27 protein-coding genes and 1 tRNA gene are annotated in these 24,310 nt (G+C 63.4%); 4 read left to right on the top strand and 24 right to left on the bottom strand.

Going from position 1 to position 24,310, the window contains the following annotated elements:
- Positions 1-15: 15 nt before the first annotated feature.
- The 18 genes from bamB to trmJ all read right to left on the bottom strand — a co-directional run bounded on the left by bamB (position 16) and on the right by trmJ (position 15,015).
- Positions 16-1,185, bottom strand: a complete 1,170-nt coding sequence (bamB, locus tag LOY42_RS04790; RefSeq protein ID WP_094011722.1) for an outer membrane protein assembly factor BamB — start codon at positions 1,183-1,185, stop codon at positions 16-18.
- Positions 1,160-1,801 (bottom strand): tetratricopeptide repeat protein, encoded by a 642-nt coding sequence (locus LOY42_RS04785; RefSeq protein ID WP_038706767.1) that lies wholly within the window; start codon positions 1,799-1,801, stop codon positions 1,160-1,162. The genes bamB and LOY42_RS04785 overlap by 26 nt, the downstream gene beginning before the upstream one ends.
- A gap of 38 nt (positions 1,802-1,839) precedes the next feature.
- On the bottom strand, positions 1,840-3,129 hold the full coding sequence (gene hisS / locus LOY42_RS04780; protein ID WP_102682072.1) for a histidine--tRNA ligase: 1,290 nt from the start codon (positions 3,127-3,129) through the stop codon (positions 1,840-1,842).
- A gap of 24 nt (positions 3,130-3,153) precedes the next feature.
- Complete coding sequence (gene ispG / locus LOY42_RS04775; protein WP_023630055.1) at positions 3,154-4,263, bottom strand: flavodoxin-dependent (E)-4-hydroxy-3-methylbut-2-enyl-diphosphate synthase; 1,110 nt, start codon at positions 4,261-4,263, stop codon at positions 3,154-3,156.
- Between the two features lie 3 nt (positions 4,264-4,266).
- Complete coding sequence (locus LOY42_RS04770; protein ID WP_258599930.1) at positions 4,267-5,316, bottom strand: RodZ domain-containing protein; 1,050 nt, start codon at positions 5,314-5,316, stop codon at positions 4,267-4,269.
- On the bottom strand, positions 5,313-6,074 hold the full coding sequence (gene pilW, locus LOY42_RS04765) for a type IV pilus biogenesis/stability protein PilW (RefSeq protein WP_198754929.1): 762 nt from the start codon (positions 6,072-6,074) through the stop codon (positions 5,313-5,315). The genes LOY42_RS04770 and pilW overlap by 4 nt, the downstream gene beginning before the upstream one ends.
- Before the next feature lie 14 nt (positions 6,075-6,088).
- The gene (gene rlmN, locus LOY42_RS04760; protein ID WP_102682075.1) at positions 6,089-7,231 is read right to left on the bottom strand and encodes a 23S rRNA (adenine(2503)-C(2))-methyltransferase RlmN; all 1,143 of its coding nucleotides are present in this window, start codon (positions 7,229-7,231) and stop codon (positions 6,089-6,091) included.
- 28 nt (positions 7,232-7,259) lie between these two features.
- Positions 7,260-7,685 (bottom strand): nucleoside-diphosphate kinase, encoded by a 426-nt coding sequence (gene ndk, locus LOY42_RS04755; protein WP_023630072.1) that lies wholly within the window; start codon positions 7,683-7,685, stop codon positions 7,260-7,262.
- Between the two features lie 89 nt (positions 7,686-7,774).
- Positions 7,775-7,975, bottom strand: a complete 201-nt coding sequence (iscX, locus tag LOY42_RS04750) for a Fe-S cluster assembly protein IscX (protein WP_102682076.1) — start codon at positions 7,973-7,975, stop codon at positions 7,775-7,777.
- Positions 7,976-7,985: 10 nt separating this feature from the next.
- Positions 7,986-8,327, bottom strand: coding sequence for an ISC system 2Fe-2S type ferredoxin (fdx, locus tag LOY42_RS04745; protein ID WP_139668980.1), 342 nt, complete (start codon positions 8,325-8,327; stop codon positions 7,986-7,988).
- Positions 8,328-8,330: 3 nt separating this feature from the next.
- Positions 8,331-10,193 carry a Fe-S protein assembly chaperone HscA gene (hscA, locus tag LOY42_RS04740; RefSeq protein WP_102682077.1) on the bottom strand — a complete coding sequence of 621 codons (1,863 nt, stop codon included), beginning with the start codon at positions 10,191-10,193 and terminating at the stop codon, positions 8,331-8,333.
- A gap of 43 nt (positions 10,194-10,236) precedes the next feature.
- Positions 10,237-10,758, bottom strand: a complete 522-nt coding sequence (gene hscB, locus LOY42_RS04735) for a co-chaperone HscB (protein ID WP_139668978.1) — start codon at positions 10,756-10,758, stop codon at positions 10,237-10,239.
- 8 nt (positions 10,759-10,766) lie between these two features.
- Positions 10,767-11,090, bottom strand: coding sequence for an iron-sulfur cluster assembly protein IscA (gene iscA / locus LOY42_RS04730; RefSeq protein ID WP_023630636.1), 324 nt, complete (start codon positions 11,088-11,090; stop codon positions 10,767-10,769).
- 25 nt (positions 11,091-11,115) lie between these two features.
- Positions 11,116-11,502 (bottom strand): Fe-S cluster assembly scaffold IscU, encoded by a 387-nt coding sequence (gene iscU, locus LOY42_RS04725; protein ID WP_023630637.1) that lies wholly within the window; start codon positions 11,500-11,502, stop codon positions 11,116-11,118.
- Positions 11,503-11,548: 46 nt separating this feature from the next.
- The gene (locus tag LOY42_RS04720) at positions 11,549-12,763 is read right to left on the bottom strand and encodes an IscS subfamily cysteine desulfurase (protein WP_023630638.1); all 1,215 of its coding nucleotides are present in this window, start codon (positions 12,761-12,763) and stop codon (positions 11,549-11,551) included.
- Between the two features lie 44 nt (positions 12,764-12,807).
- Complete coding sequence (gene iscR, locus LOY42_RS04715; RefSeq protein WP_023630639.1) at positions 12,808-13,299, bottom strand: Fe-S cluster assembly transcriptional regulator IscR; 492 nt, start codon at positions 13,297-13,299, stop codon at positions 12,808-12,810.
- A 168-nt stretch (positions 13,300-13,467) separates the two neighbouring features.
- The gene (gene cysE / locus LOY42_RS04710) at positions 13,468-14,256 is read right to left on the bottom strand and encodes a serine O-acetyltransferase (RefSeq protein ID WP_023630640.1); all 789 of its coding nucleotides are present in this window, start codon (positions 14,254-14,256) and stop codon (positions 13,468-13,470) included.
- 3 nt (positions 14,257-14,259) lie between these two features.
- The gene (gene trmJ / locus LOY42_RS04705; RefSeq protein ID WP_102682080.1) at positions 14,260-15,015 is read right to left on the bottom strand and encodes a tRNA (cytosine(32)/uridine(32)-2'-O)-methyltransferase TrmJ; all 756 of its coding nucleotides are present in this window, start codon (positions 15,013-15,015) and stop codon (positions 14,260-14,262) included.
- A gap of 151 nt (positions 15,016-15,166) precedes the next feature.
- On the opposite strand from trmJ, the gene suhB reads away from it, so the two are divergent.
- Entirely contained in the window at positions 15,167-15,985 is an 819-nt protein-coding gene (suhB, locus tag LOY42_RS04700) for an inositol-phosphate phosphatase (RefSeq protein WP_046854248.1), read from the top strand.
- 210 nt (positions 15,986-16,195) lie between these two features.
- On the opposite strand, the gene LOY42_RS04695 is transcribed toward suhB, so the two are convergent.
- The 6 genes from LOY42_RS04695 to queA all read right to left on the bottom strand — a co-directional run bounded on the left by LOY42_RS04695 (position 16,196) and on the right by queA (position 22,269).
- Positions 16,196-16,744, bottom strand: coding sequence for a glycine zipper 2TM domain-containing protein (locus tag LOY42_RS04695; RefSeq protein ID WP_102682081.1), 549 nt, complete (start codon positions 16,742-16,744; stop codon positions 16,196-16,198).
- 121 nt (positions 16,745-16,865) lie between these two features.
- Positions 16,866-17,774, bottom strand: a complete 909-nt coding sequence (gene secF, locus LOY42_RS04690; protein WP_258599929.1) for a protein translocase subunit SecF — start codon at positions 17,772-17,774, stop codon at positions 16,866-16,868.
- 10 nt (positions 17,775-17,784) lie between these two features.
- A complete protein-coding gene (gene secD / locus LOY42_RS04685) occupies positions 17,785-19,647 on the bottom strand; it encodes a protein translocase subunit SecD (protein ID WP_139668972.1) in 1,863 nt (620 codons plus the stop codon).
- Positions 19,648-19,711: 64 nt separating this feature from the next.
- The gene (gene yajC / locus LOY42_RS04680) at positions 19,712-20,047 is read right to left on the bottom strand and encodes a preprotein translocase subunit YajC (RefSeq protein ID WP_023629280.1); all 336 of its coding nucleotides are present in this window, start codon (positions 20,045-20,047) and stop codon (positions 19,712-19,714) included.
- Between the two features lie 42 nt (positions 20,048-20,089).
- Positions 20,090-21,205: a tRNA guanosine(34) transglycosylase Tgt gene (gene tgt / locus LOY42_RS04675; protein ID WP_023629281.1), complete on the bottom strand. Its 1,116-nt coding sequence runs from the start codon at positions 21,203-21,205 to the stop codon at positions 20,090-20,092.
- Positions 21,206-21,219: 14 nt separating this feature from the next.
- Positions 21,220-22,269: a tRNA preQ1(34) S-adenosylmethionine ribosyltransferase-isomerase QueA gene (queA, locus tag LOY42_RS04670; protein ID WP_102682086.1), complete on the bottom strand. Its 1,050-nt coding sequence runs from the start codon at positions 22,267-22,269 to the stop codon at positions 21,220-21,222.
- 109 nt (positions 22,270-22,378) lie between these two features.
- On the opposite strand from queA, the gene LOY42_RS04665 reads away from it, so the two are divergent.
- The 3 genes from LOY42_RS04665 (at position 22,379) to LOY42_RS04655 (ending at position 24,304) form a co-directional block, all read left to right on the top strand.
- Positions 22,379-22,463 (top strand) — tRNA-Leu (locus LOY42_RS04665).
- Between the two features lie 385 nt (positions 22,464-22,848).
- Entirely contained in the window at positions 22,849-23,415 is a 567-nt protein-coding gene (gene abiEi, locus LOY42_RS04660; RefSeq protein WP_256659247.1) for a type IV toxin-antitoxin system AbiEi family antitoxin, read from the top strand.
- The gene (locus tag LOY42_RS04655; RefSeq protein ID WP_258599925.1) at positions 23,402-24,304 is read left to right on the top strand and encodes a nucleotidyl transferase AbiEii/AbiGii toxin family protein; all 903 of its coding nucleotides are present in this window, start codon (positions 23,402-23,404) and stop codon (positions 24,302-24,304) included. Before abiEi ends, LOY42_RS04655 begins: the two co-directional genes overlap by 14 nt.
- Positions 24,305-24,310: the final 6 nt, after the last annotated feature.

Genomic DNA, 24,310 nt, shown 5'->3' with positions numbered 1-24,310 from the left:
GGCTCAAGCATAGCTTCAGCGGATGGTCAGTGCCTCGAGCTTGCCGCTGTTGCCAAAGACGTAGATGGTGTCGCCGACCACGAGTGGGCGGGCGCGCAGGCCATCGCTGTCGATACGCTCACGGCCGACGAAACGGCCATCGACCTGGCTGAGCAGGTGCAGGTAACCTTCGAAGTCACCGACAGCCACATAGCTGGAGAACACTTCCGGCGCCGACAACTGACGACGGGCCATGGAGTCGTTGCTCCACAGCGAGCTGGAGGAACGCTCGTCGACGCTCTGCACGGTGCCCGACGCTTCGCTCACGTAGACGTTGCCGAAGCCCTGGGCGACACCCACGTAGCTGGAAGCATCGCGTTGCCACAGCACGCGGCCGCTTTCCAGGTCCAGGCCGGCGACGCGGCCCTGGTAGGTGCTGACGTACAGGGTGCCACCGGACAGCAGCAGGCCGCCGTCGATGTCCACCACGCGGTCCAGCTCGGAACGGCCCTGCGGAACGGCCACGCGGCTTTCCCACACTGGAACGCCGTTGCTGATGTCGACCGCCACCACCTTGCCGGTTGAGAGGCCGGCAACGGCCAGGCGGTTGGTCACCACCGGCGCGCCGGTACCGCGCAGGGTCAGCACGGCCGGGCTGTTCTCGTAGATCCAGCGACGGTCGCCCGTGGCGGCGTCGAAGCCGACCAGGCGGTCGTCCTGGGTCTGCACCACCACCACATCGCCATTGTTGGCGGGCGGAGCCAGCACTTCACTGGAGACGCGGGAGCGCCAGCGCTCCTCGCCGGTGCTGGAGTCCAGGGCAATGACCTCGCCCTTGAGGGTACCCAGCATGACCAGGCCATAGCCCACGCCCACGGCGCCGGAAACCGGCAGCTCGAGGTCCTTCTTCCACACCACGTCACCGGTGATGCGGTTCAGCGCGAAGACCTCGCCGTTGACATCGGAAGCGTAGATGCGGTCGTTCTCGATGGCTGGCACCAGGGTGTTGTAGGTCTCACCCTGGCCGTCACCGATCGAACGGCTCCACTGCTTCTTCAGCACCACTTCCTCGGTGAACTTGGTCAGCTCGGCCGGGGGCAGTTCCTTCTTGCTGTTGCTGCTGCAACCCGCCGCCAGGACGGCGAGGGTGAGCACTGCTGCTTGTTTCCAACCCTTCACTTCAGGCGTCCCCTTTGGCCAGGTCATCCAGCTTCAGTTGCAGGCCACCGATCGCGGCGTCGTCGGACAGCGCGGCCTTGGCTTTTTCGTAGGCGCCGTGCGCGTCGTCGGCGCGGCCCAGCTGCACCAGCAGGTCGCCCTTGAGTTCTTCACGGCTGGCCAGGAAGGCCTTGTCGGTGTCGCCGTCGAGTAGCTTGAGGGCGTCCTCGGCCTTGTCCTGGGCCGCGAGCACGCGGGCCAGGCGCTGGCGCGAAATCTCGCTCAGGGTGGCGTCGGCCGGCTTGTCCATCACGCTTTTGAGTTCGCTCGCCGCGTCGTCCAGCTTGCCGCTCTCGACCGCCACCTTGGCGACGAACAGGCTGCCGTACTGGGCGTAGGCGGTGCCGCCGAACTCGCTCTTGAGCTTGCCGGAAAGCTCCGCCACCTTGCTCGCGTCAGGCTTGCCATCTGGCGTCAGCGAAGTTTCCAGCAGGGCCTGATACAGCGCCGAAGCGCCTTGCGACTGGTTGGCCTGGTACTTGTGCCAGGTCTGCCAGCCCATCACCACCACACCGGCCAGCAGGGCGCCGGTCAGCAGTGGCTTGCCGTTGCGGTTCCACCAGTCCTTGGCCGCTGCCAGGCCTTCATCATCGGTACTCGACACCCCAATACTCCTATTCGCCTATTCGTTGTCGGACCGCGTCACGCCTGGGCGATCGCGGTTTCCAGGTGCGCAGCAAGCGCATCCCAGGCAATGTTCTGTTGTTCGCCCTGGCCGCGCAGGGGCTTCACGCCAATCTCTTGCTTGGCCAGCTCGTCGTCGCCGAGGATCAGGGCGAACAGCGCGCCGCTCTTGTCGGCCTTCTTGAACTGGCTCTTGAAGCTGCCGCCACCGGCATTGACCGCCAGGCGCAGGTTCGGCTGGAGGTCGCGCAGGCTTTCGCTCAGGCGCAGGCCGGCCAACTCCGCCTGTTCGCCAAAGGCGCACAGGTAGACGTCGATGGTACGGCTGATCGACTCGGGCACCTTGCCCAGGGTCTCCAGCAGCAGGATCAGACGCTCGATGCCCATGGCAAAACCGACGCCCGGGGTGGGCTTGCCGCCCATCTGCTCGACCAGGCCGTCATAACGGCCACCGGCGCAGACGGTGCCCTGGGCGCCGAGCTTGTCGGTGACCCACTCGAACACGGTCTTGCTGTAGTAGTCCAAGCCGCGGACCAGCTTGGTGTTGATCACGAACGGAATGCCGGCGGCGTCCAGGCGGGCCTTCAGGCCCTCGAAGTGCACGCGGGACTCTTCGTCCAGGTAGTCTTCGAGCTTCGGTGCGCCAACCAGTACCGCCTGGGTGTTCTGGTCCTTGCTGTCGAGGATGCGCAGCGGGTTGCTCTTCAGGCGGCGCTGGCTGTCTTCGTCCAGTTGTTCGAGGCGGGCCGACAGGTACTCGACCAGCGCATCGCGGTAACGCGCGCGGGCTGCGCTGGTGCCCAGGCTGTTGAGCTGCAGTTCGACCGCATCCTGGATACCCAGCAAGCCCCACAGGCGCCACGTCAGCATGATGAGTTCGGCGTCGACGTCCGGGCCGTCGAGGTTGAACACCTCCACGCCGATCTGGTGGAACTGGCGGTAGCGGCCCTTCTGCGGCCGCTCGTGGCGGAACATCTGGCCGATGTACCAGAGCTTCTGCACCTGGCCGTTGCCGGTAATGCCGTGCTCGAGCACGGCACGCACGCAGGCGGCGGTGCCTTCGGGGCGCAGGGTGAGCGAGTCGCCGTTGCGGTCCTCGAAGGTGTACATCTCCTTCTCGACGATATCGGTGACTTCACCGATAGAGCGCTTGAACAGCTCGGTGAACTCGACGATCGGCGTGCGGATCTGGCTGTAGCCGTAGCTGTCCAGCAAGCCGGCCACGGTGCCCTCGAAGTAGCGCCACAGCGGCGACTGGTCGGGCAGGATGTCGTTCATGCCACGGATGGCTTGCAGCGATTTGCTCACGAATAGTCCTTACGAATCTGTGTATCAGCCGCGGGCGATCAGCGCCGCGTCGGCCTCGGCCTTCTCGGCCGCTTTCTGGCGGATGAGCTTTTCCAGCTCGTCGACCAGGTTGTCGTTGTTCAGCTTCTGCGATGGCTTGCCGTCGATATACACCAGGTTCGGCGTGCCGCCGGTCAGGCCCACGTGCGACTCCTTGGCCTCGCCCGGGCCGTTGACCACGCAACCGATCACCGCCACGTCCAGCGGCACCAGCAGGTCCTCCAGGCGCCCTTCCAGTTCGTTCATGGTCTTGACCACATCGAAGTTCTGCCGCGAGCAGCTCGGGCAGGCGATGAAGTTGATGCCACGGGAACGCAGGTGCAGCGACTTGAGGATGTCGTAGCCGACCTTCACTTCCTCGACCGGATCGGCCGCCAGGGAAATGCGGATGGTGTCACCGATGCCTTCGGCCAGCAGCATACCTAGGCCGACGGCGGATTTCACCGTCCCCGAGCGCAGGCCGCCGGCTTCGGTGATGCCTAAGTGCAGCGGCTGGATGATCTGCCTGGCCAGCAGGCGGTAGGCTTCGACGGCCATGAACACGTCGGAGGCCTTGACGCTGACCTTGAAGTCCTGGAAATCCAGGCGGTCAAGGTGCTCGACATGGCGCAGGGCCGACTCGACCAGCGCCGCCGGGGTCGGCTCGCCGTACTTCTTCTGCAGGTCCTTTTCCAGGGAGCCTGCGTTGACGCCAATGCGGATCGGGATGCCACGGTCGCGGGCGGCATCGACCACGGCGCGCACACGGTCTTCACGGCCGATATTGCCCGGGTTGATGCGCAGGCAGTCGACGCCCAGTTCGGCCACGCGCAGAGCGATCTTGTAGTCGAAATGGATGTCGGCGACCAATGGCACGCTGACCAGTTTCTTGATTTTGCCGAACGCCTCGGCGGCGTCCATGTCCGGTACCGAGACACGGACGATGTCCACGCCGGCATCGACCAGGCGCTGGATCTGCGCCACGGTGGCGGCGACATCGTTGGTGTCGGTGTTGGTCATGCTCTGCACCGCGATGGGCGCATCACCACCCACCGGCACATTGCCGACCCAGATCTTGCGGGATTCGCGACGTTTGATCGGAGATTCGCCGTGCATGACTTACTGTCCCAACTTCAGGCGAGCGGTTTCGCCACTGGTGAACGGGGCGACATCGACCGCCTGGCCGTTGTAGCTCACCTGGGCGCCACGGGCGAAGCCCAGGCGCACCGCGAACGGTGGCTTGCCGGTCAGTTCCAGGCTGTCGCCCTTGCGCTTGATGGCGCTGAACAGCACCTTGCCGTTGCCGTCGGTGACCTGGGTCCAGCAATCGGCGGTGAATTGGATACGAACCTTGGCGCTGCCGGCCGGGGCCGGCGTGGCTTCAGCGGGCGCAGCCGGTGCGACCGCAGCGGTGGCCGCGACGGCTGTGGTTGGCGCGGCGGCGGCAGGCGCGGCGGGGATGACCACGGCAGGCGCGGCTGGCGCGACAACCGGTGCCACAGGCGCGGCGGCAGTCGGCGCGGCGCTGGTGGCTGGCGTTGCAGGTGCCACGGAGGCGACTGGCGCCTGGGCCTCGGCGACCGGTGTCTGCTCGGCGCTGTTCGGTTCCAGCGGCAGGGCCTGGCCTTCGGCCTGCTGGCCCTCGCTCACGGCCTGGTCTTCCGGCTCGTCCAGCGGGTGAATCTGCGTGGTACCGTCGGCGCTCTCGACCTCGACGTGCTCCAGGGCGATCTTGGCCAGGTCCTTGCCGCGCAGGTTGCTCTGGTCCTGCCACCAGAAGAAACCGCCGCCGACCACGGCGACCAGCAGCAACAGGCTGACCACGCGCAGGATGTTGTGCGACAGGCGCACCGGCTCTTCGATACGGCCGAGCGCGTGCACCTCACTGCCTTTGGCATGGGTCCCGGTGATCTGGTCGAAGGCCTCGACCAGGGGCGCCTGGTCCATGTCCATCAGCTTGGCGTAGGCGCGGATGTAGCCACGGGCGAAGGTATGCCCGGGCAGCTTGTCGAAGGCGCCGTTTTCCAGGTTGTTCAGCGAAGATACCGTGAGGTTGAGCTTGCGAGCGACCTCGGCCTGGCTCCATTCGCGTTTTTCGCGGGCCTGGCGCAAGACGTCACCGGGGTTCTGGCGAGTCGCTGCTGCTACTTCAGTGTGCGCGGCTTTCATCGTTGCTCCGACAGGTATTGCTGATATTCCGGCGTACCGGGATAAAGTCGTTGTAATTGCTGGCCCAAGCGGGCCGCGGTGCCCTGCTCGTCAAGGGCAAGTGCCAGGCGATGGCCCAGCAGCAAGCTGCGGGCATTCTGGTCGCTCAGCTGGCTGAATCGATCGTAGTAATTCCGGGCCGGCACATAATGCCTGTTTTCGTAGGACAACTCAGCCATTTCGAGCAAAGCCTTCGGTTGCCGCTGATTCAGCCGAAGGGCCTTTTCCAGGTATTCGCGGGCCTGATCGCCCTGCCCCCGCTTCAAGGCGGTGAGCCCGAGGTTCTCGTAGACGCGCGAACGCTCAGGATACAGGGTATCGGCGGCGGCCTGGAGGAACATCGCGTGGGCTTCGTCGAAACGGCCCTGAGCATATAGGAAACTGCCGTAGTTGTTACGGATTCGCGAGTCATCCGGGCGGATGGCCAGGGCTTTGTCGAAATGTTCGCCGGCCAGGGCGGGCTCATCCTCGGCCTGGAACACCAGGGCGAGCGCGGCATGGGCATCGGCGTCGCGGGCGTCGAGGGCCAGGGCCTTGGCCAGAGGGGCCTTGGCGCGTTCGGTCAAACCTTGTTGCAAATAACCCAAGCCCAACTGTACATAGGCCTGCCCCGCCGCCTCGCGCCCCTGGCGGTTGGCCAGGGGGTCGCCCGCGCCTCCGGACACGCAGCCGGCCAGCAGCGAAAGCGTCAGGATCGACAGCGCGATGCGCAGGCTCATGGGGCAGATGCTCGTCAGGGGCGCGCGGCGCTGTCTTGCGGCTCGTCGGCGGCCAACTGGCGCACCGCGATGTAGCGCTCGCTGCGGCGAGTGCGGTCGTTGACCTGGCCCACCAGCTGACCGCACGCGGCGTCGATGTCGTCACCGCGGGTAGTGCGCGTGGTCACGTTGAAGCCGCCGTGGTGCAACAGGTCCTGGAAGCGGCGGATGGCATTGTTGCTCGGCCGCTCATAGCCGGAATGCGGGAACGGGTTGAACGGGATCAGGTTGATCTTGCACGGCACATCGCGCAGCAGTTCGATCATCTGCGCGGCGTGCTCGGGCTGGTCGTTGACGTCCTTGAGCAGGGTGTACTCGATGGTGAGCACGCGCTTGCCGCCGAGGGTGGACATATAGCCCATGCACGACTCCAGCAGCATCTTCAGCGGGTACTTCTTGTTGATCGGCACCAGCTTGTTGCGCAGCTCATCATTCGGCGCGTGCAGCGACAGGGCCAGGGACACATCGATGTGCTTGGCCAGCTCGTCGATCATCGGCACCACGCCCGAGGTGGACAGGGTGACGCGCCGCTTGGAAATGCCATAGCCCAGATCTTCCATCATGATCTTCATGGCGGCGATGACATTGTCGAAATTCAGCAAGGGCTCGCCCATGCCCATCATGACCACGTTGGTAATCGCGCGGTCGATCTTGGCCGGGACGGTCCCGAAGGATTTGTTCGCAAGCCACACCTGGCCGATCACTTCGGCGGCGGTGAGGTTGCTGTTGAAGCCTTGCTTGCCGGTGGAGCAGAAACTGCAGTCCAGGGCGCAGCCGGCTTGCGACGACACGCACAGCGTGCCGCGATCGTCGGTGGGGATGTAGACGGTCTCGACGCAGCTGCCGGAGGCAACGCGGATCACCCACTTGCGGGTGCCGTCGGCGGAAATGTCTTCGCTGACCACTTCCGGGCCCCGAATTTCGGCAACGGCCTCGAGCTTTTCGCGCAAGACCTTGCCGACGTTCGTCATGGCGGCGAAATCATCGACGCCAAAGTGGTGAATCCATTTCATCACCTGACCGGCACGGAAGCGCTTCTCCCCGATTGAGTCGAAGAACTGTTCCATTTCCGCCAGGGTAAGCCCCAGCAGGTTGATCTTGTCAGTCGATGTCGTCATGGATTCACCCTCACTCGTAAGCCTTCGCTTAGCGAGTGGTTACCTCGGTAGCAGCGAAGAAGTAAGCGATTTCGCGAGCGGCAGCGGCTTCGGAGTCCGAACCGTGAACAGCGTTGGCGTCGATCGACTCGGCGAAGTCAGCACGGATGGTGCCGGCAGCAGCTTCTTTAGGGTTGGTGGCGCCCATCAGCTCACGGTTGGCCAGAATGGCGTTTTCGCCTTCCAGAACCTGCACAACAACAGGGCCCGAAGTCATGAAGGCAACCAGGTCACCGAAGAAGCCGCGCTCTTTGTGCTCAGCGTAGAAGCCTTCGGCTTCGGCTTTGGACAGCTGCTTCATTTTCGAAGCGACGACGCGCAGGCCGGCTTTCTCGAAGCGAGTGGTGATCTCGCCGATGACGTTCTTGGCAACGGCGTCAGGCTTGATGATGGAGAAAGTACGTTGAACAGCCATGGAAAACTCCAGAATATTGAGTGTTGCGAAAAATTAAACCCGCGAATTATACGCGGGTTCCAGGGGATTGCCTAACCTGCAGCGTGCGCTCAGTCGGCTTCTTCGATCCAGGCCGCCTGGATGGCCTCGAGAACCTTCTCACCGCAACGCGATGGATCGTCATCGAATTCAGGTAGCGCCATTACCCAGGCACGCAGATCGACGAAATTCACGTAATGAGGATCGACCTCGGGCTTGCTTTCCGCAAGCTGGATGGCGATCTCAAGTACATCAACCCATTTCAGACTCATGTACAAAACCTCAGTGCGGCGCTTCTGCGGCGTGGTTGAGCGAATACTTGGGGATCTCGATGGCGAGGTCCTCATCGCCGACGACCACCTGGCAACCCAGGCGCGACTGCGCCTCCAGGCCCCAGGCCTTGTCCAGCATGTCTTCCTCCAGCTCATCGGCCTCCTCAAGGGAGTCGAAGCCCTTGCGGATGATGCAATGGCAGGTGGTGCAGGCCTTGACGCCGCCGCAGGCGCTTTCCATCTCGATGTGATGGTCGTGGGCCAGTTCCAGGATATTGGTCCCGGACGGCACTTCCACGGTCAGCCCTTCGGGGCAGAACTTCTCATGCGGCAGGAATGTCACCAGCGGCATCGATTACTCCTCGATCTCATTCAGGTTGCGCCCGGCCAGTGCGGCTTTGACCGTCGAATCAAGGCGACGGGCGGCAAATGCATCGGTCACCTGCGACAGACGCTTGGTCTGTTGCTCGATGGCAGCGCCATCGGTGCCGCTCAGCAAATCACGTAGTTCCTGCATCTGGAATTCGATCGCTTCGCGCTCGTCGCTGCTGAGCAAGCGTTCGCCATCGGCGTCCAGGGCGCCCTGCACCGCCTCGAGCAGGCGCTCGGCGTCGACCTGGTGCTCGCGCAGTTGGCGCGCGTGCTTGTCGGAGCCGGCATGCTCGAACGAGTCCTTGAGCATGCGGGCGATCTCGCCGTCGGTCAGGCCATACGATGGCTTGACCTGAATGCTCGATTCCACGCCCGAACCCAGCTCGCGGGCCGCGACGCTGAGCAGGCCGTCGGCGTCGACCTGGAAGGTCACACGGATCTTCGCCGCACCGGCCACCATCGCCGGGATGCCGCGCAGCTCGAAGCGTGCCAGCGAGCGGCAATCGCTGATCAGCTCGCGCTCACCCTGCAGCACGTGGATCATCATGGCCGACTGGCCATCCTTGTAGGTGGTGAACTCCTGGGCGCGGGCCACCGGGATGGTGGTGTTGCGCGGGATCACCTTCTCCATCAGCCCGCCCATGGTCTCGAGGCCGAGCGACAGCGGAATGACGTCCAGCAGCAACAGCTCGCCGCCTTCGCGACGGTTGCCAGCCAGGGTATCAGCTTGGATCGCGGCACCAATGGCCACCACCTGGTCCGGGTCGATCGAGGTCAGCGGGGTACGGCCAAACAGTGCGCCGACCGCCTCGCGCACACGTGGCACGCGGGTCGAACCGCCGACCATGACCACCGCGCCGACTTCTTCGAGCTCGACGCCGCTGTCACGCACGGCACGACGGCAGGCCTTGAGGCTGCGGGCGACCAATGGCTCGATCATGGCGTCGAAAGCCACCCGGCTCAGCTCGCCCTGCCAGGCGCCGTGGCTGACACCGACCACATCGGCGTCGGTCAGGGCTTCCTTGGCCGCGCAGGCAGCCTGCAGCAGCTGGCGCTGGGTGGCCGGGTCGAGGTCGGAGGAGAGTCCCGCCTGCTCGATGATCCAGCCGGCGATGGCGTGGTCGAAATCATCGCCGCCCAGGGCGGTATCGCCACCGGTGGCCAGCACCTCGAAGACACCGCCGGTCAGGCGCAGGATGGAAATATCGAAGGTACCGCCGCCCAGGTCGTAGATCGCCACCAGGCCTTCGGCATTCTGGTCCAGGCCATAGGCCACGGCCGCCGCAGTGGGCTCGTTGAGCAGGCGCAGGACGTTGAGGCCGGCCAGCTTGGCGGCATCCTTGGTCGCCTGGCGCTGGGCATCGTCGAAGTATGCCGGCACGGTGATCACCGCACCCACCAGCTCGCCGCCAAGGGTTTCCTCGGCGCGCTGGCGCAACACCTTGAGGATATCGGCGGACACTTCCACCGGGCTCTTCGGGCCCTGGACGGTGTCGATGAATGGCATGTGCGACTCGCCACCGACGAAACGGTACGGCAGTTGCTCGCCCAGCTGCTTGACGTCGGCCAGGCCGCGCCCCATCAGGCGCTTGACCGACAGGATGGTGTTCAATGGGTCGCTGGAGGCGGCATCGCGGGCAGCCTGGCCCACTTCATTGCGGCCTTCGAGATAACGCACGGCCGAGGGCAGGATCACCTGGCCCTGGTCATCGGGCAGCGGCTCGCTGCGCCCGCTGCGCACGGCGGCGACGAGAGAATTGGTGGTGCCCAGGTCAATGCCCACCGCCAGGCGGCGCTGGTGCGGTTGAGGGCTCTGACCGGGTTCGGCGATCTGCAGTAGGGCCATGCTTATCTGAGTACCTTAGGCGTCATCACGGGCGACGCCGGGGTTAATCGTCGAGGCGCTCTTCGAGTTGGCGCACTTCTTGGGCGAGCTTGTCGAGGAACTGCATGCGGCGCATCAGGCGCTCGGCCTTGTCGCGCTGGGCTGCATCGTCCCAACAGTCGGCGAAGTCATTATTCAGTGCGTCCTGGGCACCCTTGAGGCGCTTCTTGAACACACCAACACCGTCAAGATCGGCTTCGTCCTGCAACTCTTCGAGCTCTTCGCGCCACTGCATCTGCTGCAACAGGAAGTCCGGGTCATGCACCGTGACTTCCTGAGGCACTTCGTGGCCACCGATGGCCAGCAGGTAACGGGCGCGACGCGGCGCGCTGCGCAAGGTCTGGTAGGCGTCGTTCAATGCTGCGGACTTTTCCAGGGCGACACGCTGCTCACGCTCGGAAGCGTCGGCGAAGCGGTCAGGGTGGACCTCACGGGCCAACTCGCGATAGCGAACGGCCAGTTTGTCGAGGTCCAGGCAGAAAGCCGGTTGCAGGTCGAACAGGGCGAAATGGCAAAGAGTACCCACAGCCAGCCTCAAACGTTGAAGCTTTCGCCGCAGCCACACTCACCGCGCACGTTGGGGTTGTTGAACTTGAAACCTTCGTTCAACCCTTCCTTGACGAAGTCCAGCTCGGTGCCATCGAGGTACACCAGGCTTTTCGGGTCGATGATGACCTTCACGCCATGGTTCTCGAACACCTGGTCTTCGGCGGCGAGCTCGTCGACGAACTCCAGCACGTAGGCCAGGCCCGAGCAGCCGGTGGTGCGCACGCCCAGGCGAATGCCCTCACCCTTGCCGCGCCCGTCGAGGGAGCGGCGAATGTGGTTGGCGGCGGCTTCTGTCATGCTGATAGCCATCGGAACTCCTTACCTCGCAGTCGACTTAGACCAAGCCTTTCTTCTGCTTGTAATCGCGAACAGCGGCCTTGATGGCATCTTCGGCGAGCACGGAGCAGTGGATCTTGACCGGCGGCAATGCCAGCTCTTCAGCCAGCTGGGTGTTCTTGATGGTCTCGGCCTCGTCCAGGGTCTTGCCCTTCATCCACTCGGTGGCGAGGGAGCTGGAGGCGATGGCCGAACCGCAACCGTAGGTCTTGAACTTGGCGTCTTCGATGACGCCCTGCTCGTTGACCTTGATCTGCAGGCGCATCACGTCACCGCAGGCCGGGGCGCCGACCATGCCGGTACCGACATCCGGATCGTCGGCGTTCATCTTGCCGACGTTGCGCGGGTTTTCGTAGTGGTCGATGACCTTTTCACTGTATGCCATGGTGCAATTCCTTCCTCATCAGGGAGCCGCTCTTGCCGGCGACTGCTTAGTGGGCGGCCCACTCGATCTTGGAGATGTCGACGCCGTCTTTGTACATGTCCCACAGCGGCGACAATTCGCGCAGCTTGTTCACGGCCTCGCAGACTTTCTGCGCGGCGTAGTCGACTTCTTCCTCGGTGGTGAAGCGACCGAAGGAGAAGCGGATCGAGCTGTGCGCCAGCTCGTCGTTGCGGCCCAGGGCGCGCAGGACGTAGGACGGCTCGAGCGAAGCGGAGGTGCAGGCCGAACCGGACGAAACAGCGATGTCCTTAAGCGACATCAGCAGCGACTCGCCTTCGACGTAGTTGAAGCTCAGGTTCAGGTTGTGCGGCACGCGCTGGGTCTGGCTGCCGTTGACGTACAGCTCTTCGAGGTCCGAGACCTGCTTGAAGAAGCGGTCGCTCAGGGCCTTGATGCGCACGTTTTCAGCGGCCATTTCCTGCTTGGCGATGGCGAAGGCTTCGCCCATGCCGACGATCTGGTGGGTCGGCAGGGTGCCCGAACGCATGCCGCGCTCATGGCCACCGCCGTGGATGATGGCTTCCAGGCGCACACGCGGCTTGCGGCTGACGTACAGCGCGCCGATGCCTTTGGGGCCGTAGACCTTGTGCGCGGAGAACGACATCAGGTCGACCTTGAGCTTTTGCACGTCGATCTCGACCTTGCCGGCCGACTGCGCGGCGTCGACATGGAACAGTACACCGCGCGAACGGGTCAGTTCGCCGATGGCGGCGATGTCGTTGATCGAGCCGACTTCGTTGTTCACGTGCATCAGCGAGACCAGGATGGTGTCGTCGCGCAGGACGGCTTCGACCATCGCCGGGGTGACGATGCCGTCTTCACCCGGCTCGAGGTAGGTGACCTCGAAACCTTCACGCTCGAGCTGGCGAGCAGTATCCAGGACCGCCTTGTGCTCGATCTTGGAGGTGATGATGTGTTTGCCCTTGGTCTGATAGAAGTGCGCCACGCCTTTGAGGGCGAGGTTGTCGGACTCGGTGGCACCGCTGGTCCAGACGATCTCGCGCGGATCGGCGTTGATCAGCTCGGCGACCTGGCGGCGGCCGTTCTCGACTGCTTCCTCGGCTTTCCAGCCGAACACGTGGGAGCGCGAGGCCGGGTTACCGAAGTTCCCGTCAACCAGCAGGCACTCGGCCATCTTCTGGGCGACACGGGGATCGACCGGCGTGGTCGCGGAGTAATCGAGGTAGATCGGCAACTTCATTGAGTATCTCCTATCAGGCGGTGGCGTCGCTCGTCGCTGCAATTTCAGTCGACGGCGGACGTCTCAATCTTGTCCAGCTGGGCAGTTCGGCCTGCGACACGGCGCAGGTCCTGGCGCTGGGCGACTTCCTGCACCTCGCGGCGCATGACGAGGTCGGCCAGGCTGATGCCACTGAGGAATTCATGGATCTGCTGGCTCAGGTCACACCACAGGTGGTGAGTCAGGCAGGTATCACCGGCGTGGCAGTCCCCCAGGCCCTGGCAACGGGTGGCATCGACCGATTCGTTGACCGCGTCGATGACCTGGGCCACCTGGATGGTTTCCATGCCTCGTGACAGCTGGTAGCCGCCGCCTGGGCCGCGAACGCTGGATACCAGGCTGCTGCGGCGCAGCTTGGCGAACAGCTGCTCCAGATAAGAGAGGGAAATGCCCTGGCGCTCGGAAATATCGGCCAAAGACACCGGCCCCTGCTGCGCGTGCAACGCCAGGTCAAGCATGGCGGTCACGGCGTATCGGCCTTTGGTAGTCAGTCGCATGGCGTATGGGTACCACGGGAGTTACAGGATGTGTGCGAGTATGCGATTCCCGAGCATTTAAGTCAACTATAAGACCTAGTGCTTTAGTCGGGTATGCATGCGGGAGGCGGCCGCGAGTGTAGCAGACAAGGGGCGCGAGCACACGCCCCTTGTATCGGGCCGGCGCAATCAATGCGACCGAGTGTCGCCCTGCTTCAGCTCGACGCAGGCCTCGGCGAAGTCGTCGTCGGGCAGTGCCGGCAGCTCCTTGGCGCAGTAGTCACTGCCCATCCGGGTCAGCGCGCCACACATGCCCTCCAGGCGCTCGTCGACGGCCTGCAGGTGGTCGAGCATCTGGCCGATGGCGCGCGCCACCGGGTCCGGCATGTCGCCACTGACGCCATAGGCGTCGAAGCCGATCTTCTCGGCCATGGCCTTGCGCTTGGCCTCGACGGCGTCATCCTCGGTCTTGACGATGATCCGCCCCGGGATGCCTACCGCCGTGGCGCCGGCCGGCACCGCCTTGGTAACCACCGCGTTGGAGCCGATCTTGGCCCCGGCGCCCACGGTGAACGGGCCCAGCACCTTGGCCCCGGCACCGACCACGACGCCGTTTTCCAGGGTCGGGTGACGCTTGCCCTTGTTCCAGCTGGTGCCACCGAGGGTGACACCCTGGTAGAGGGTCACGTCGTCGCCGATCTCGGCGGTTTCGCCAATGACGATGCCCATGCCATGGTCGATGAAGAAGCGCCGGCCGATGGTCGCGCCCGGGTGGATTTCGATACCGGTCAGCCAGCGGCCGAAGTTCGACACCAGGCGCGCCAGCCACTTGAAATCGCGCTTCCACAGGGCATTGCCCAGGCGGTGCAGCCAGATGGCGTGCATGCCCGGGTAGCAGGTCAACACCTCGAAGGCATTGCGCGCGGCGGGGTCACGATGGAAAACACTTTGAATATCTTCACGCAGACGCTCGAACATCGTTCAGTCCTTCCGTTTATGCGGCTCGCCCCGGACAACTTTCTGGGTCTCGGTGAGGATGCCGCGCAAAATGCTCATTTCCGTACGCTCGACCGAGCTGCGCCCATACAGCCGACGCATGCGCGGCATCAGGTGCTTGGGCTTGGCAGGGTCGAGGAAGCCGATGTCCACCAGGGTTTTTTCCAGGTGGTCATAAAACAGCTCCATTTCGTCCATGGTCGCCAGTTCATTGGCGTCCGCCTTCTCGACCTTGGGCGCCGCGTCCGGCACCGCCAACGAGGCCATGCGCACCTCGTAGGCGAGCACCTGGACCGCGGCGGCCAGATTCAGCGAGCTGAAGTCGGGATTGGAGGGAATGTGCACGTGGAAGTGACATCGCTGCAGTTCTTCGTTGGTCAGGCCGGCGTGTTCGCGACCGAACACCAAGGCGATTTCTTCGCCGGCCAGGGCGTGCTCCACCGCCTTGGTGCCGCACTCACGGGGACCGATCAGCGGCCAGGGAATGCTGCGCTCGCGCGCGCTGGTGCCCATGACCAGGCTGCAGCCGACCAGCGCCTGCTCGAGGCTGTCGACCACCTGGGCGCCGGCCAGCACGTCGTCGGCACCCGAGGCGCGCGCCGAGGCATCGGCGGCCGGGAATTCTTTCGGCTGCACCAGCACCAGGCGCGACAAGCCCATGTTCTTCATGGCACGCGCAGCGCCGCCGATGTTGCCGGGGTGGCTGGTATTGACCAGGACAACACGAATATTTTGCAGCAAGGTGTCGTGCTCTCGGATGCAGAAAAAGGAGGGTTCGATCTTACAGAACCGACCAGCGTAACGCCATGAAAGCAAATGTGACACTTCTGTCGTCAAAGATTTCTGCTAGAATGGCCGGCTTTCCTCTTTAACATCTCCAGGTGACCTTCCCATGCAGCCTATGCTGAATATCGCCCTGCGCGCCGCTCGCAGCGCCAGTGAACTGATTTTCCGCTCCATCGAACGCCTGGACAGCATCAAAGTCGACGAAAAGCAGGCCAAGGACTACGTGTCCGAGGTTGATCGCGCCGCCGAGAAGGTCATCGTCGAAGCCCTGCGCAAGGCCTACCCGAACCACTCCATCCAGGGCGAAGAAACTGGCCTGCACGCCGGCACTGGCGAGGAAGGCAAGGACTATCTGTGGATCATCGATCCGCTGGACGGCACCACCAACTTCCTGCGTGGCGTGCCGCACTTCGCTGTCAGCATCGCCTGCAAATACCGCGGCCGCCTCGAGCACGCCGTGATCGTCGATCCGGTTCGCCAGGAAGAATTCACCGCCAGCCGTGGCCGTGGCGCCCAGATCAATGGCCGTCGCCTGCGCGTCAGCTCGCGCACCAGCCTGGAAGGCGCCCTGCTGGGTACCGGTTTCCCGTTCCGTGACAGCCAGATGGCCGACCTGGACAACTACCTGGGCATGTTCCGCGCCCTGACTGGCCAGACCGCCGGCATCCGCCGCGCCGGTTCCGCCAGCCTGGACCTGGCCTATGTCGCCGCCGGCCGCTTCGACGCCTTCTGGGAGTCGGGCCTGTCCGAGTGGGACATGGCCGCAGGCGTGCTGCTGATCCAGGAAGCGGGCGGCCTGGTCAGCGACTTCAACGGTGGCCACGAATTCCTCGAGAAAGGCCACATCGTCGCGGGCAACATCAAGTGCTTCAAGGCCGTGCTGACTGCCATCCAGCCGCACCTGCCGGAACACATGAAGCGCTAAGCGCCGATTGCGAGCACAAAAAAAGCACCTCTCGAGGTGCTTTTTTTGTGCCGCCGTTTTTAGTAAATCACCAGCGTGGGAGCGGGCTTGACCCGCGATCACCGGCAAAGCCGGTGCCATACACCGCATCGCGGGGCAAGCCCGCTCCCACGCTGTTCCTGCTAAATCAGCACAGTGCGAACAGTTCCATGAGATGAATCCGCAAAAGGCTCACTGCCCCGGCTGGTTCTGACTCAGGATCAGCTTGCCGTTCTTGTCCAGCGGGATGGTCGAGCCCGGCTCATGATCCATCTTCACCTTGCCGACCTGATCACCGATGGAATAGGTCACGTTGTAGCCCACGACCTTGTCGCTGATGTCATTGACCGTGTTGCAACGGGTTTGCGTGGTGGTGTAGGTGTCACGCTCTTGCATGCCTTCCTGCACCTTGTTGCCGGCATAGCCGCCGCCGACCGCACCGGCCACGGTGGCAATCTTCTTGCCAGTACCGCCGCCGATCTGGTTACCCAACAGGCCACCAGCGATGGCGCCGACCACCGTACCGGCGATCTGGTGCTGGTCCTTGACCGGCGCCTGGCGCGTCACGGTGACATCCTTGCAGACCTCGCGCGGCGTCTTCACCTGCTGCTTGATCGGCTGCACGTCGGTGACCTGGGCGTACTCAGGCCCCTTGTTCACCAAGCTGTAGGTCGCCACAGCACCTCCGGCAGTCACACCGACAGCACCCAGAACCGCACCCACCAGCATTGATTTGTTCACGTGAACCTCCTGATCGTACCCGCGGGCATAGGGCCCGCCTTCTCCCAGCCTTGGAGCAAAAAAAAAGGCGCGAGTTCAACACTCGCGCCTCTCTTTACGCCAGACGGCGTGGGGCGAAGCCCTACGGGCGCTCGTCCACACCCTCGGCCTTGACCGGCGGGATCAGGTCTTCGCTGCTCAGGTTCAGCCAGATCAGCACCACGTTGGCGATGTAGATCGACGAGTAGGTACCCGCCATGACGCCGATGAACAGCGCCAGGGAGAAGCCGAACAGGTTGTCACCGCCGAAGAACAGCAGCGCGGCGATGGCCAGCAAGGTCGATACCGAGGTGGCGACGGTCCGCAGCAGGGTCTGGGTAGTCGAGATGTTGATGTTCTCGATCAGCGAGGCCTTGCGCATCACGCGGAAGTTCTCGCGCACCCGGTCGAACACGACGATGGTGTCGTTGAGCGAATAGCCGATGATCGCCAGCACTGCCGCCAGCACCGTCAGGTCGAAGGTGATCTGGAAGAACGACAGGATACCCAGGGTCACCACCACGTCGTGGATCAGCGAGACGATCGCACCGACCGCGAACTTCCACTGGAAGCGGAAGGCCAGGTAGATGAGGATGCCGCCCAGGGCCAGGAGCATGCCGAGGCCGCCCTGGTCACGCAGCTCTTCGCCCACCTGAGGGCCGACGAACTCGACGCGCTTGACCGTGGCCGGGTTATCGCCACCGATCTTCTGCAACGCCTCGGCCACACGGTTGCCCAACTGTGGGTCATCGCCCGGCATGCGCACCAGCAGGTCGGTGGTGGCGCCGAAGCTCTGCACCACGGCATCGTGGAAGCCGGAGCCAACCAGCTCGGCACGCACCTTCTCCAGGTCCGCCGGGCGCTCGTAGGTGAGCTCGATCAGCGTGCCGCCGGTGAAGTCCAGGCCGAAGTTCAGGCCCTTTTGCCACCAGCTGAACAGCGCCAGCACGGTAAGGAGGACGGTGATGGCGAACGCGACATTGCGCACGCCCATGAAGTTGATGGTTTTCATCGCAGCTCCCTCAAACCCACAGCTTCTTGATGTCACGCCCGCCACAGGTCAGGTTGACCAGTGCGCGGGTCACCATGACGGCGGTGAACATCGAGGTGAAAATCCCGAGGGACATGGTGACCGCGAAGCCCTTGACCGGGCCGGTGCCCATGGCGAACAGGATGCCGCCGACCAGCAAGGTGGTCAGGTTGGCGTCGACGATCGCCGAGTAGGCCCGGTTGAAGCCTTCGTGGATGGCGCGCTGCACCGACATGCCGGCGGCGATCTCTTCACGGATACGCGAGAAGATCAGCACGTTGGCGTCCACCGCCATACCCATGGTCAACACGATACCGGCGATGCCCGGCAGGGTCAGCGTGGCACCCAGCAGCGACATCAGCGCCAGCAGCAGGACCATGTTGCCCGCCAGAGCGATGGTCGCCAGCACGCCGAAGGCACGGTAGATGGCGATGATGAACAGCGAGACGAACAGCATGCCCCACAGCGAGGCATCGATACCCTTGGTGATGTTGTCGGCACCCAGGCTCGGGCCGATGGTGCGTTCTTCGGCGAAGTACATCGGCGCGGCCAGACCACCGGCCCGCAGCAGCAGGGCCAGCTCGGAGGACTCGCCCTGGCCGTTCAGCCCGGTGATGCGGAACTGGCTGCCCAGCGGCGACTGGATGGTCGCCAGGCTGATGATCTTCTTCTCTTCCTGGAAGGTCTGCACCGCGACTTCTTTCTCGACGCCGTCGACCACCTGCTTCTGGTAGCGGGTCACCGGCTTCTGCTCGATGAAGATCACCGCCATGCTGCGGCCGACGTTGCTGCGCGTGGCGCGGCTCATCAGCTCGCCGCCGTGGCCGTCGAGGCGAATGTTCACCTGCGGGCGACCGTGCTCGTCGAAGCTGGCCTGGGCGTCGGTGACCTGGTCACCGGTGATGATCAGGCCGCGCTCGACCGGAGCGGAGCGGCCGCCTTCGCGGAACTCGAACACCTCGGTGGTGGCCTTGGAGGCGCCCGGCTCGGCACCGAAGCGGAACTCCAGGTTGGCGGTCTTGCCGAGGATACGCTTGGCTTCGGCAGTGTCCTGCACGCCTGGCAGCTCGACCACGATGCGGTTGGCGCCCTGGCGCTGCACCAGCGGCTCGGCCACGCCCAGCTCGTTCACACGGTTGCGGACGGTGGTCAGGTTCTGCTTGATGGAGTATTCGCGGATCTCGGCGACCTTGGCCTGGGTCAGTGCCAGGCGCAGCACGGCGAGTTCGTTGCGCTCGGTGGTGGTCAGGTCGAAATCATTGAAATTCTTGCGGATCAGGCTGCGGGCCTGTTCGCGGGTGGCATCGTCGGCGAAGCCCAGCATGATGCCGCCGTCCTGCTGCGGCAGGCTGCGGTAGCGGACGCGCTCTTTGCGCAGCAAGGTCTTGACCTCGCCTTCGTAGACTTTCATGCGCGCGGTCATGGCCTTGTCCATGTCCACTTCCAGCAGGAAGTGCACACCACCGGACAGGTCCAGGCCGAGCTTCATCGGGCTGGCACCCAGGTTGCGCAGCCACTGCGGAGTGGTCTGGGCCAGGTTCAGGGCCACGACATAGTCATCGCCGAGGGCCTTGCGCGCCACATCCTTGGCCGGCAGTTGGTCTTCCTGGTTGGTCAGGCGCACCAGGGCACTGCCCTTCTCGCCCAGGCTGCCGCCTTTGACGGTGATGCCGGCATTGGTCAGCGCCTTGGTGACGCGATCGAGGTCGGCCTGGCTGACATGCAGGGCGGAACTGGCGCCGCTGATCTGCACCGCCGGATCATCCGGGTAGAGGTTGGGTGCGGAATAAATGAAGCCGACCGCCAGTACCATCACGATCAGCAGGTATTTCCACAAAGGGTATTTGTTCAGCATCACGCCGCCCGTTCAAGACGCGGGGCGCTTTGCGCGCCCCGACTGGAAAAATGAAACCGGTAACTCAGATAGCCTTGAGCGTACCTTTTGGCAGGGTCGCGGCAATGGCGCCCTTCTGGAACTTCAGCTCGACATTGTCGGACACTTCCAGGACCACGAAGTCATCGGCAACCTTTACGATCTTGCCGGCGATGCCGCCGTTGGTGACAACTTCGTCACCTTTTTGCAGGTTGCTCAGCAGGTTCTTCTGCTCTTTGGCACGCTTGGCCTGCGGGCGCCAGATCATCAGGTAGAAGATGACCAGGAAACCGACCAGGAAGATCCACTCGAAGCCGGTACCGGCTGGGCCGGCGGCGGGGGCTGCTGCGTCCGCGTAGGCGGCGGGGATAAAGAAGCTCATTGGGCTCTCCTAATGGAATTTTCTAATAATGATTGCAAACAGTCAGTCCAAAGGCGGAACGGGAAGCCCGCGCTTGGCGTAGAAGGCGTCGACAAAGGCGGCCAATTTACCCTGTTGAATAGCCTCGCGTAAACCGGCCATCAAGCGCTGGTAATGGCGCAAGTTGTGGATGGTATTCAGCATGCTGCTCAACATTTCGCCGCACTTGTCCAGGTGGTGCAGGTAGGCGCGGGAGAAGTTGGTGCAGGTGTAGCAATCGCAGGTCGGATCCAGCGGCGATTCATCGTGGCGATGGAACGCGTTGCGGATCTTGATCACCCCGGTATCGACGAACAGATGGCCGTTGCGCGCGTTGCGCGTGGGCATCACGCAGTCGAACATGTCGACGCCGCGGCGCACACCCTCTACAAGATCTTCCGGCTTGCCTACCCCCATAAGGTAACGAGGTTTGTCAGCCGGCATCTGCGCGGGCAGGTAGTCCAGCACCTTGATCATCTCGTGCTTGGGTTCGCCCACCGACAGGCCGCCGATGGCCAGGCCGTCGAAGTCGATGTTGACCAGTGCTTCCAGCGAGCGCATGCGCAGGTCCTGGTACATCCCACCCTGGACGATACCGAACAGCGCAGCGGTGTTGTCGCCATGGGCGTTCTTCGAGCGCTGGGCCCAGCGCAGCGACAGCTCCATCGAGGTGCGCGCCACGTCGTGCTCGGCCGGGTACGGCGTGCACTCGTCGAAGATCATCACGATGTCCGAGCCCAGGTCGCGCTGGACCTGCATGGACTCTTCCGGCCCCATGAACACCTTGGAACCGTCCACTGGCGATGCGAAGGTCACGCCTTCCTCCTTGATCTTGCGCATGGCGCCCAGGCTGAACACCTGGAAACCACCGGAATCAGTGAGGATAGGGCCTTTCCATTGCATGAAATCGTGCAGGCCGTTGTGTTTCTTGATGACCTCGGTGCCCGGGCGCAGCCACAGGTGGAAGGTGTTGCCAAGGATGATCTCGGCGCCGATGGCCTCGATGTCACGCGGCAGCATGCCCTTGACCGTGCCATAGGTGCCCACCGGCATGAAGGCCGGGGTTTCGACCGTGCCACGGGGGAAGGTGAGCCGGCCGCGACGGGCCTTGCCGTCGGTGGCCAGCAGTTCGAACGACATTCGACAGGTGCGACTCATGCTTGATCCTCTGGGCCGCGTGGCGCCGGATTGCGGGTGATGAACATGGCATCACCGTAACTGAAGAAGCGGTAACCGTTCGCGACCGCCGCCGCGTAGGCGGCCATGGTCTCGGGGTAACCGGCGAAGGCCGAGACCAGCATCAGCAGCGTGGACTCCGGCAGGTGGAAGTTGGTGACCAGGCAATCGACGACATGGAACGGCCGGCCCGGGAAGATGAAGATGTCGGTGTCGCCGCTGAACGCCTTGAGCTCGCCATCGCGCGCCGCGCTCTCCAGCGAACGCACGCTGGTGGTGCCCACGGCGATCACCCGCCCGCCACGGGCGCGGCAGGCCTGCACGGCATCGACCACATCCTGGCCCACTTCGAGCCACTCTTTATGCATGGTGTGGTCTTCGATCTTGTCGACCCGCACCGGCTGGAAGGTGCCCGCCCCTACGTGCAGGGTGACGAAGGCGCGTTCAACGCCTTTGGCGGCGATCTTTTCCAGCAGCGCCTCGTCGAAGTGCAGGCCGGCGGTGGGCGCGGCCACGGCGCCGGCGCGCTGAGCGTAGACGGTCTGGTAGCGCTCGCGGTCGGCGCCCTCGTCGGGGCGGTCAATGTACGGCGGCAGCGGCATATGGCCGACGCGCTCGAGCAGCGGCAGCACCTCTTCGCTGAAACGCAGCTCGAACAGCGTGTCGTGGCGGGCGACCATCTCGGCCTCGCCACCGCCGTCGATGAGGATCTGCGCGCCTTCTTTAGGCGCCTTGCTGGCACGCACATGGGCCAGCACGCGGTGGCTGTCGAGCACGCGCTCGACCAGCACTTCCAGCTTGCCGCCGGAGGCTTTCTGGCCGAACAGCCGCGCCGGGATCACCCGGGTGTTGTTGAACACCATCAGGTCGCCGGGGCGCAGATAGTCGAGCAGATCGGTGAACTGCTTGTGGGCCAGCTCGCCGCTGGGGCCATCGAGCACCAGCAGGCGGCTGCCATGACGCTCGGCCAGTGGATGGCGGGCAATCAGGGAATCGGGGAGTTCGAAGGAAAAATCGGCGACGCGCATGATGATGTTCGGGTTCGACAGGGCCGGGAAGTTTAGCCCAATGCGTGAAAATTGACCATGAAAGCCGATTGACCGCCTTGGGCGACCTCTCTATACTGCGGCGCCACAAGCCCTGATGGCGGAATTGGTAGACGCGGCGGATTCAAAATCCGTTTTCGAAAGGAGTGGGAGTTCGAGTCTCCCTCGGGGCACCAAGATCCAGAAAAAACCGACCTTATGGTCGGTTTTTTTGTGTCTGTCGTTTTGCTGCCCGTCACACGCATGGGAGCTGGCTTGCCCCGCGCTGAAGTAAACCAGCACCTCATCCAGAAATTTCGGTTAACTCGTGCCAGGTTTCTTCAATCTGCCTTTAGGGTCATCCCTTTCAGGGGCTTTTTGGCGCGTTTTTTTTGACCGACCGAGCGCCCGACGAAGGTGTCCAAAATCATTAGGCCAGTTCAGAGTGGGCCTGCCCGTTAGTAGTTGCGTTTATGTCTTTCGAGCCAAGCTGGTGACTGCACAGAAAATCACACATAGTGCAACTTACTGTATAGCCACAGCCGCCGTTCTACACTAAGTTTCACAAATCGTGACTTTCTGTTGATCAATCCCATGCCTGCCCAGCCGCTCCAGCGCCTCTACCGAGGCCTGCATCACCTAGCCACACCCCAGCGCTATCTGTTCACGCCTGCGGATATGCGTGCCCTGGTGCCTGGCTTGTCCGGCGGTGCCTATCGCTCACTGCTGAGCAGGGCGTCCAGCGACAGCATCCTGATAAGGGTATGCAGGGGGCTTTATCTCTTCACTCCGGCCAAGCCCAACCCTGGGCTCGTGCTCTATCACACTGCAGCCCGCCTGCGAGCTGACAACCTCAACTACATCAGCCTCGAGTGCGCTCTCAGCGATATCGGAGTGATCTCTCAAGTACCACAGAACTGGCTGACTATCATGTCGTCAGGGCGAAGCCAGACCATAAGTTGTGCAGCCTTCGGCACGGTCGAGTTCGTCCATACCACCCGAACCGCTCTCGAACTCAACGGCCAACTCGACTACGACGACCGCTGCCGCCTATGGCGCGCCAAAGCCTCGCTGGCCTTGGCCGACATGAAGCGGACCAGACGCAATCTGGAGCTGATCGACTGGAAAACGGCCAATGAACTTGTTTGATCAACTTGTCCAGCACGCCCTGGGCAACACACCTGAGCTCGCTTCACTGCAAGTGGTGGTGGAGAAGGAGCTGCTGCATCATGACATCATGCGGATACTCAGCGAGTCTGGCTTGCTGCAGAGGCTCTGCTTCATCGGCGGCACCTGCCTGCGAACCTGCTACGGTTCGAGGCACCTGAGTGAAGATCTCGACTTCACCGGTGGCGCGGATTTCAAACGGGAAGACTTTTCGGCACTTAAGGAAAGCCTGATCGCAAGGCTGAGTGAAAAATACGGATTGCAGGTCGATGTGAGCGAGCCGCTGCACACACCTGGCAATGTGGACACCTGGAAGCTGTGCGTGCAGACCCGACCCGAAGCTCGCAACCTGCCCGCGCAGAGAATCCATATCGATATCTGCGCGGTCCCGTCCTATCAATGCAAACCCATGACCTTGCTGAACCCCTACGGGGTCGATATGGGAACCGAAGGGTTGATCGTCAACGCACAGAGTCTCGAAGAGATCTTCATCGACAAGCTGCTGGCTTTCGCCCTGCGCCGGGGACGCATCAAGAATCGCGACCTCTGGGACCTGGCCTGGCTCAAGCAGCGCGCCGTGATACCGGCTTTCTCACTGGCCAGGCGCAAGCTTGGGGACCACGCGATTACTGTCGACTGGCTATTGCAGCAAGGCACGGCACGGGTCGCCTGTTTGACGCAGGCGCAGACGCAGCGCGACTTCCAGGCGGAGATGCGCCGCTTTCTTCCCTTGCAAGTGGTGTCGCAGACTATCGAGAACCCAGCATTCTGGAGCTATGTGGTGGAGGCCGTCGAGCAGTTGTTCGGTGAGCTTTGCTTATCCCTGGACCCCACGGATGCTGGCGCTGGCGATCAGAGGTTCCTGATGTAAGGTAGT

It is taken from the genome of Pseudomonas sp. B21-023, from assembly GCF_024749165.1.
Taxonomy (GTDB): Bacteria; Pseudomonadota; Gammaproteobacteria; order Pseudomonadales; family Pseudomonadaceae; genus Aquipseudomonas.
Note: the sequence above shows the minus strand (reverse complement) of the source record. Positions and strands in the feature narration are given on the sequence as shown.

Coding starts and splice junctions, on each gene's coding strand:
- rlmN (WP_102682075.1), bottom strand. CDS start 7,231: ATGACGACATCGACTGACAAGATCAACCTGCTGGGGCTTACCCTGGCG.
- iscR (WP_023630639.1), bottom strand. CDS start 13,299: ATGCGACTGACTACCAAAGGCCGATACGCCGTGACCGCCATGCTTGAC.
- tgt (WP_023629281.1), bottom strand. CDS start 21,205: ATGTCGTTCGAACTGCTGGCCACCGACGGCAAGGCCCGTCGCGGCCGG.
- queA (WP_102682086.1), bottom strand. CDS start 22,269: ATGCGCGTCGCCGATTTTTCCTTCGAACTCCCCGATTCCCTGATTGCC.
- LOY42_RS04770 (WP_258599930.1), bottom strand. CDS start 5,316: ATGAAAGCCGCGCACACTGAAGTAGCAGCAGCGACTCGCCAGAACCCC.
- secF (WP_258599929.1), bottom strand. CDS start 17,774: ATGAAAACCATCAACTTCATGGGCGTGCGCAATGTCGCGTTCGCCATC.
- secD (WP_139668972.1), bottom strand. CDS start 19,647: ATGCTGAACAAATACCCTTTGTGGAAATACCTGCTGATCGTGATGGTA.
- iscU (WP_023630637.1), bottom strand. CDS start 11,502: ATGGCATACAGTGAAAAGGTCATCGACCACTACGAAAACCCGCGCAAC.
- cysE (WP_023630640.1), bottom strand. CDS start 14,256: ATGTTCGAGCGTCTGCGTGAAGATATTCAAAGTGTTTTCCATCGTGAC.
- bamB (WP_094011722.1), bottom strand. CDS start 1,185: ATGACCTGGCCAAAGGGGACGCCTGAAGTGAAGGGTTGGAAACAAGCA.
- suhB (WP_046854248.1), top strand. CDS start 15,167: ATGCAGCCTATGCTGAATATCGCCCTGCGCGCCGCTCGCAGCGCCAGT.
- ndk (WP_023630072.1), bottom strand. CDS start 7,685: ATGGCTGTTCAACGTACTTTCTCCATCATCAAGCCTGACGCCGTTGCC.
- LOY42_RS04720 (WP_023630638.1), bottom strand. CDS start 12,763: ATGAAGTTGCCGATCTACCTCGATTACTCCGCGACCACGCCGGTCGAT.
- hscA (WP_102682077.1), bottom strand. CDS start 10,193: ATGGCCCTACTGCAGATCGCCGAACCCGGTCAGAGCCCTCAACCGCAC.
- fdx (WP_139668980.1), bottom strand. CDS start 8,327: ATGCCGCTGGTGACATTCCTGCCGCATGAGAAGTTCTGCCCCGAAGGG.
- ispG (WP_023630055.1), bottom strand. CDS start 4,263: ATGCACGGCGAATCTCCGATCAAACGTCGCGAATCCCGCAAGATCTGG.
- iscX (WP_102682076.1), bottom strand. CDS start 7,975: ATGAGTCTGAAATGGGTTGATGTACTTGAGATCGCCATCCAGCTTGCG.
- pilW (WP_198754929.1), bottom strand. CDS start 6,074: ATGAGCCTGCGCATCGCGCTGTCGATCCTGACGCTTTCGCTGCTGGCC.
- LOY42_RS04655 (WP_258599925.1), top strand. CDS start 23,402: ATGAACTTGTTTGATCAACTTGTCCAGCACGCCCTGGGCAACACACCT.
- yajC (WP_023629280.1), bottom strand. CDS start 20,047: ATGAGCTTCTTTATCCCCGCCGCCTACGCGGACGCAGCAGCCCCCGCC.
- iscA (WP_023630636.1), bottom strand. CDS start 11,090: ATGGCTATCAGCATGACAGAAGCCGCCGCCAACCACATTCGCCGCTCC.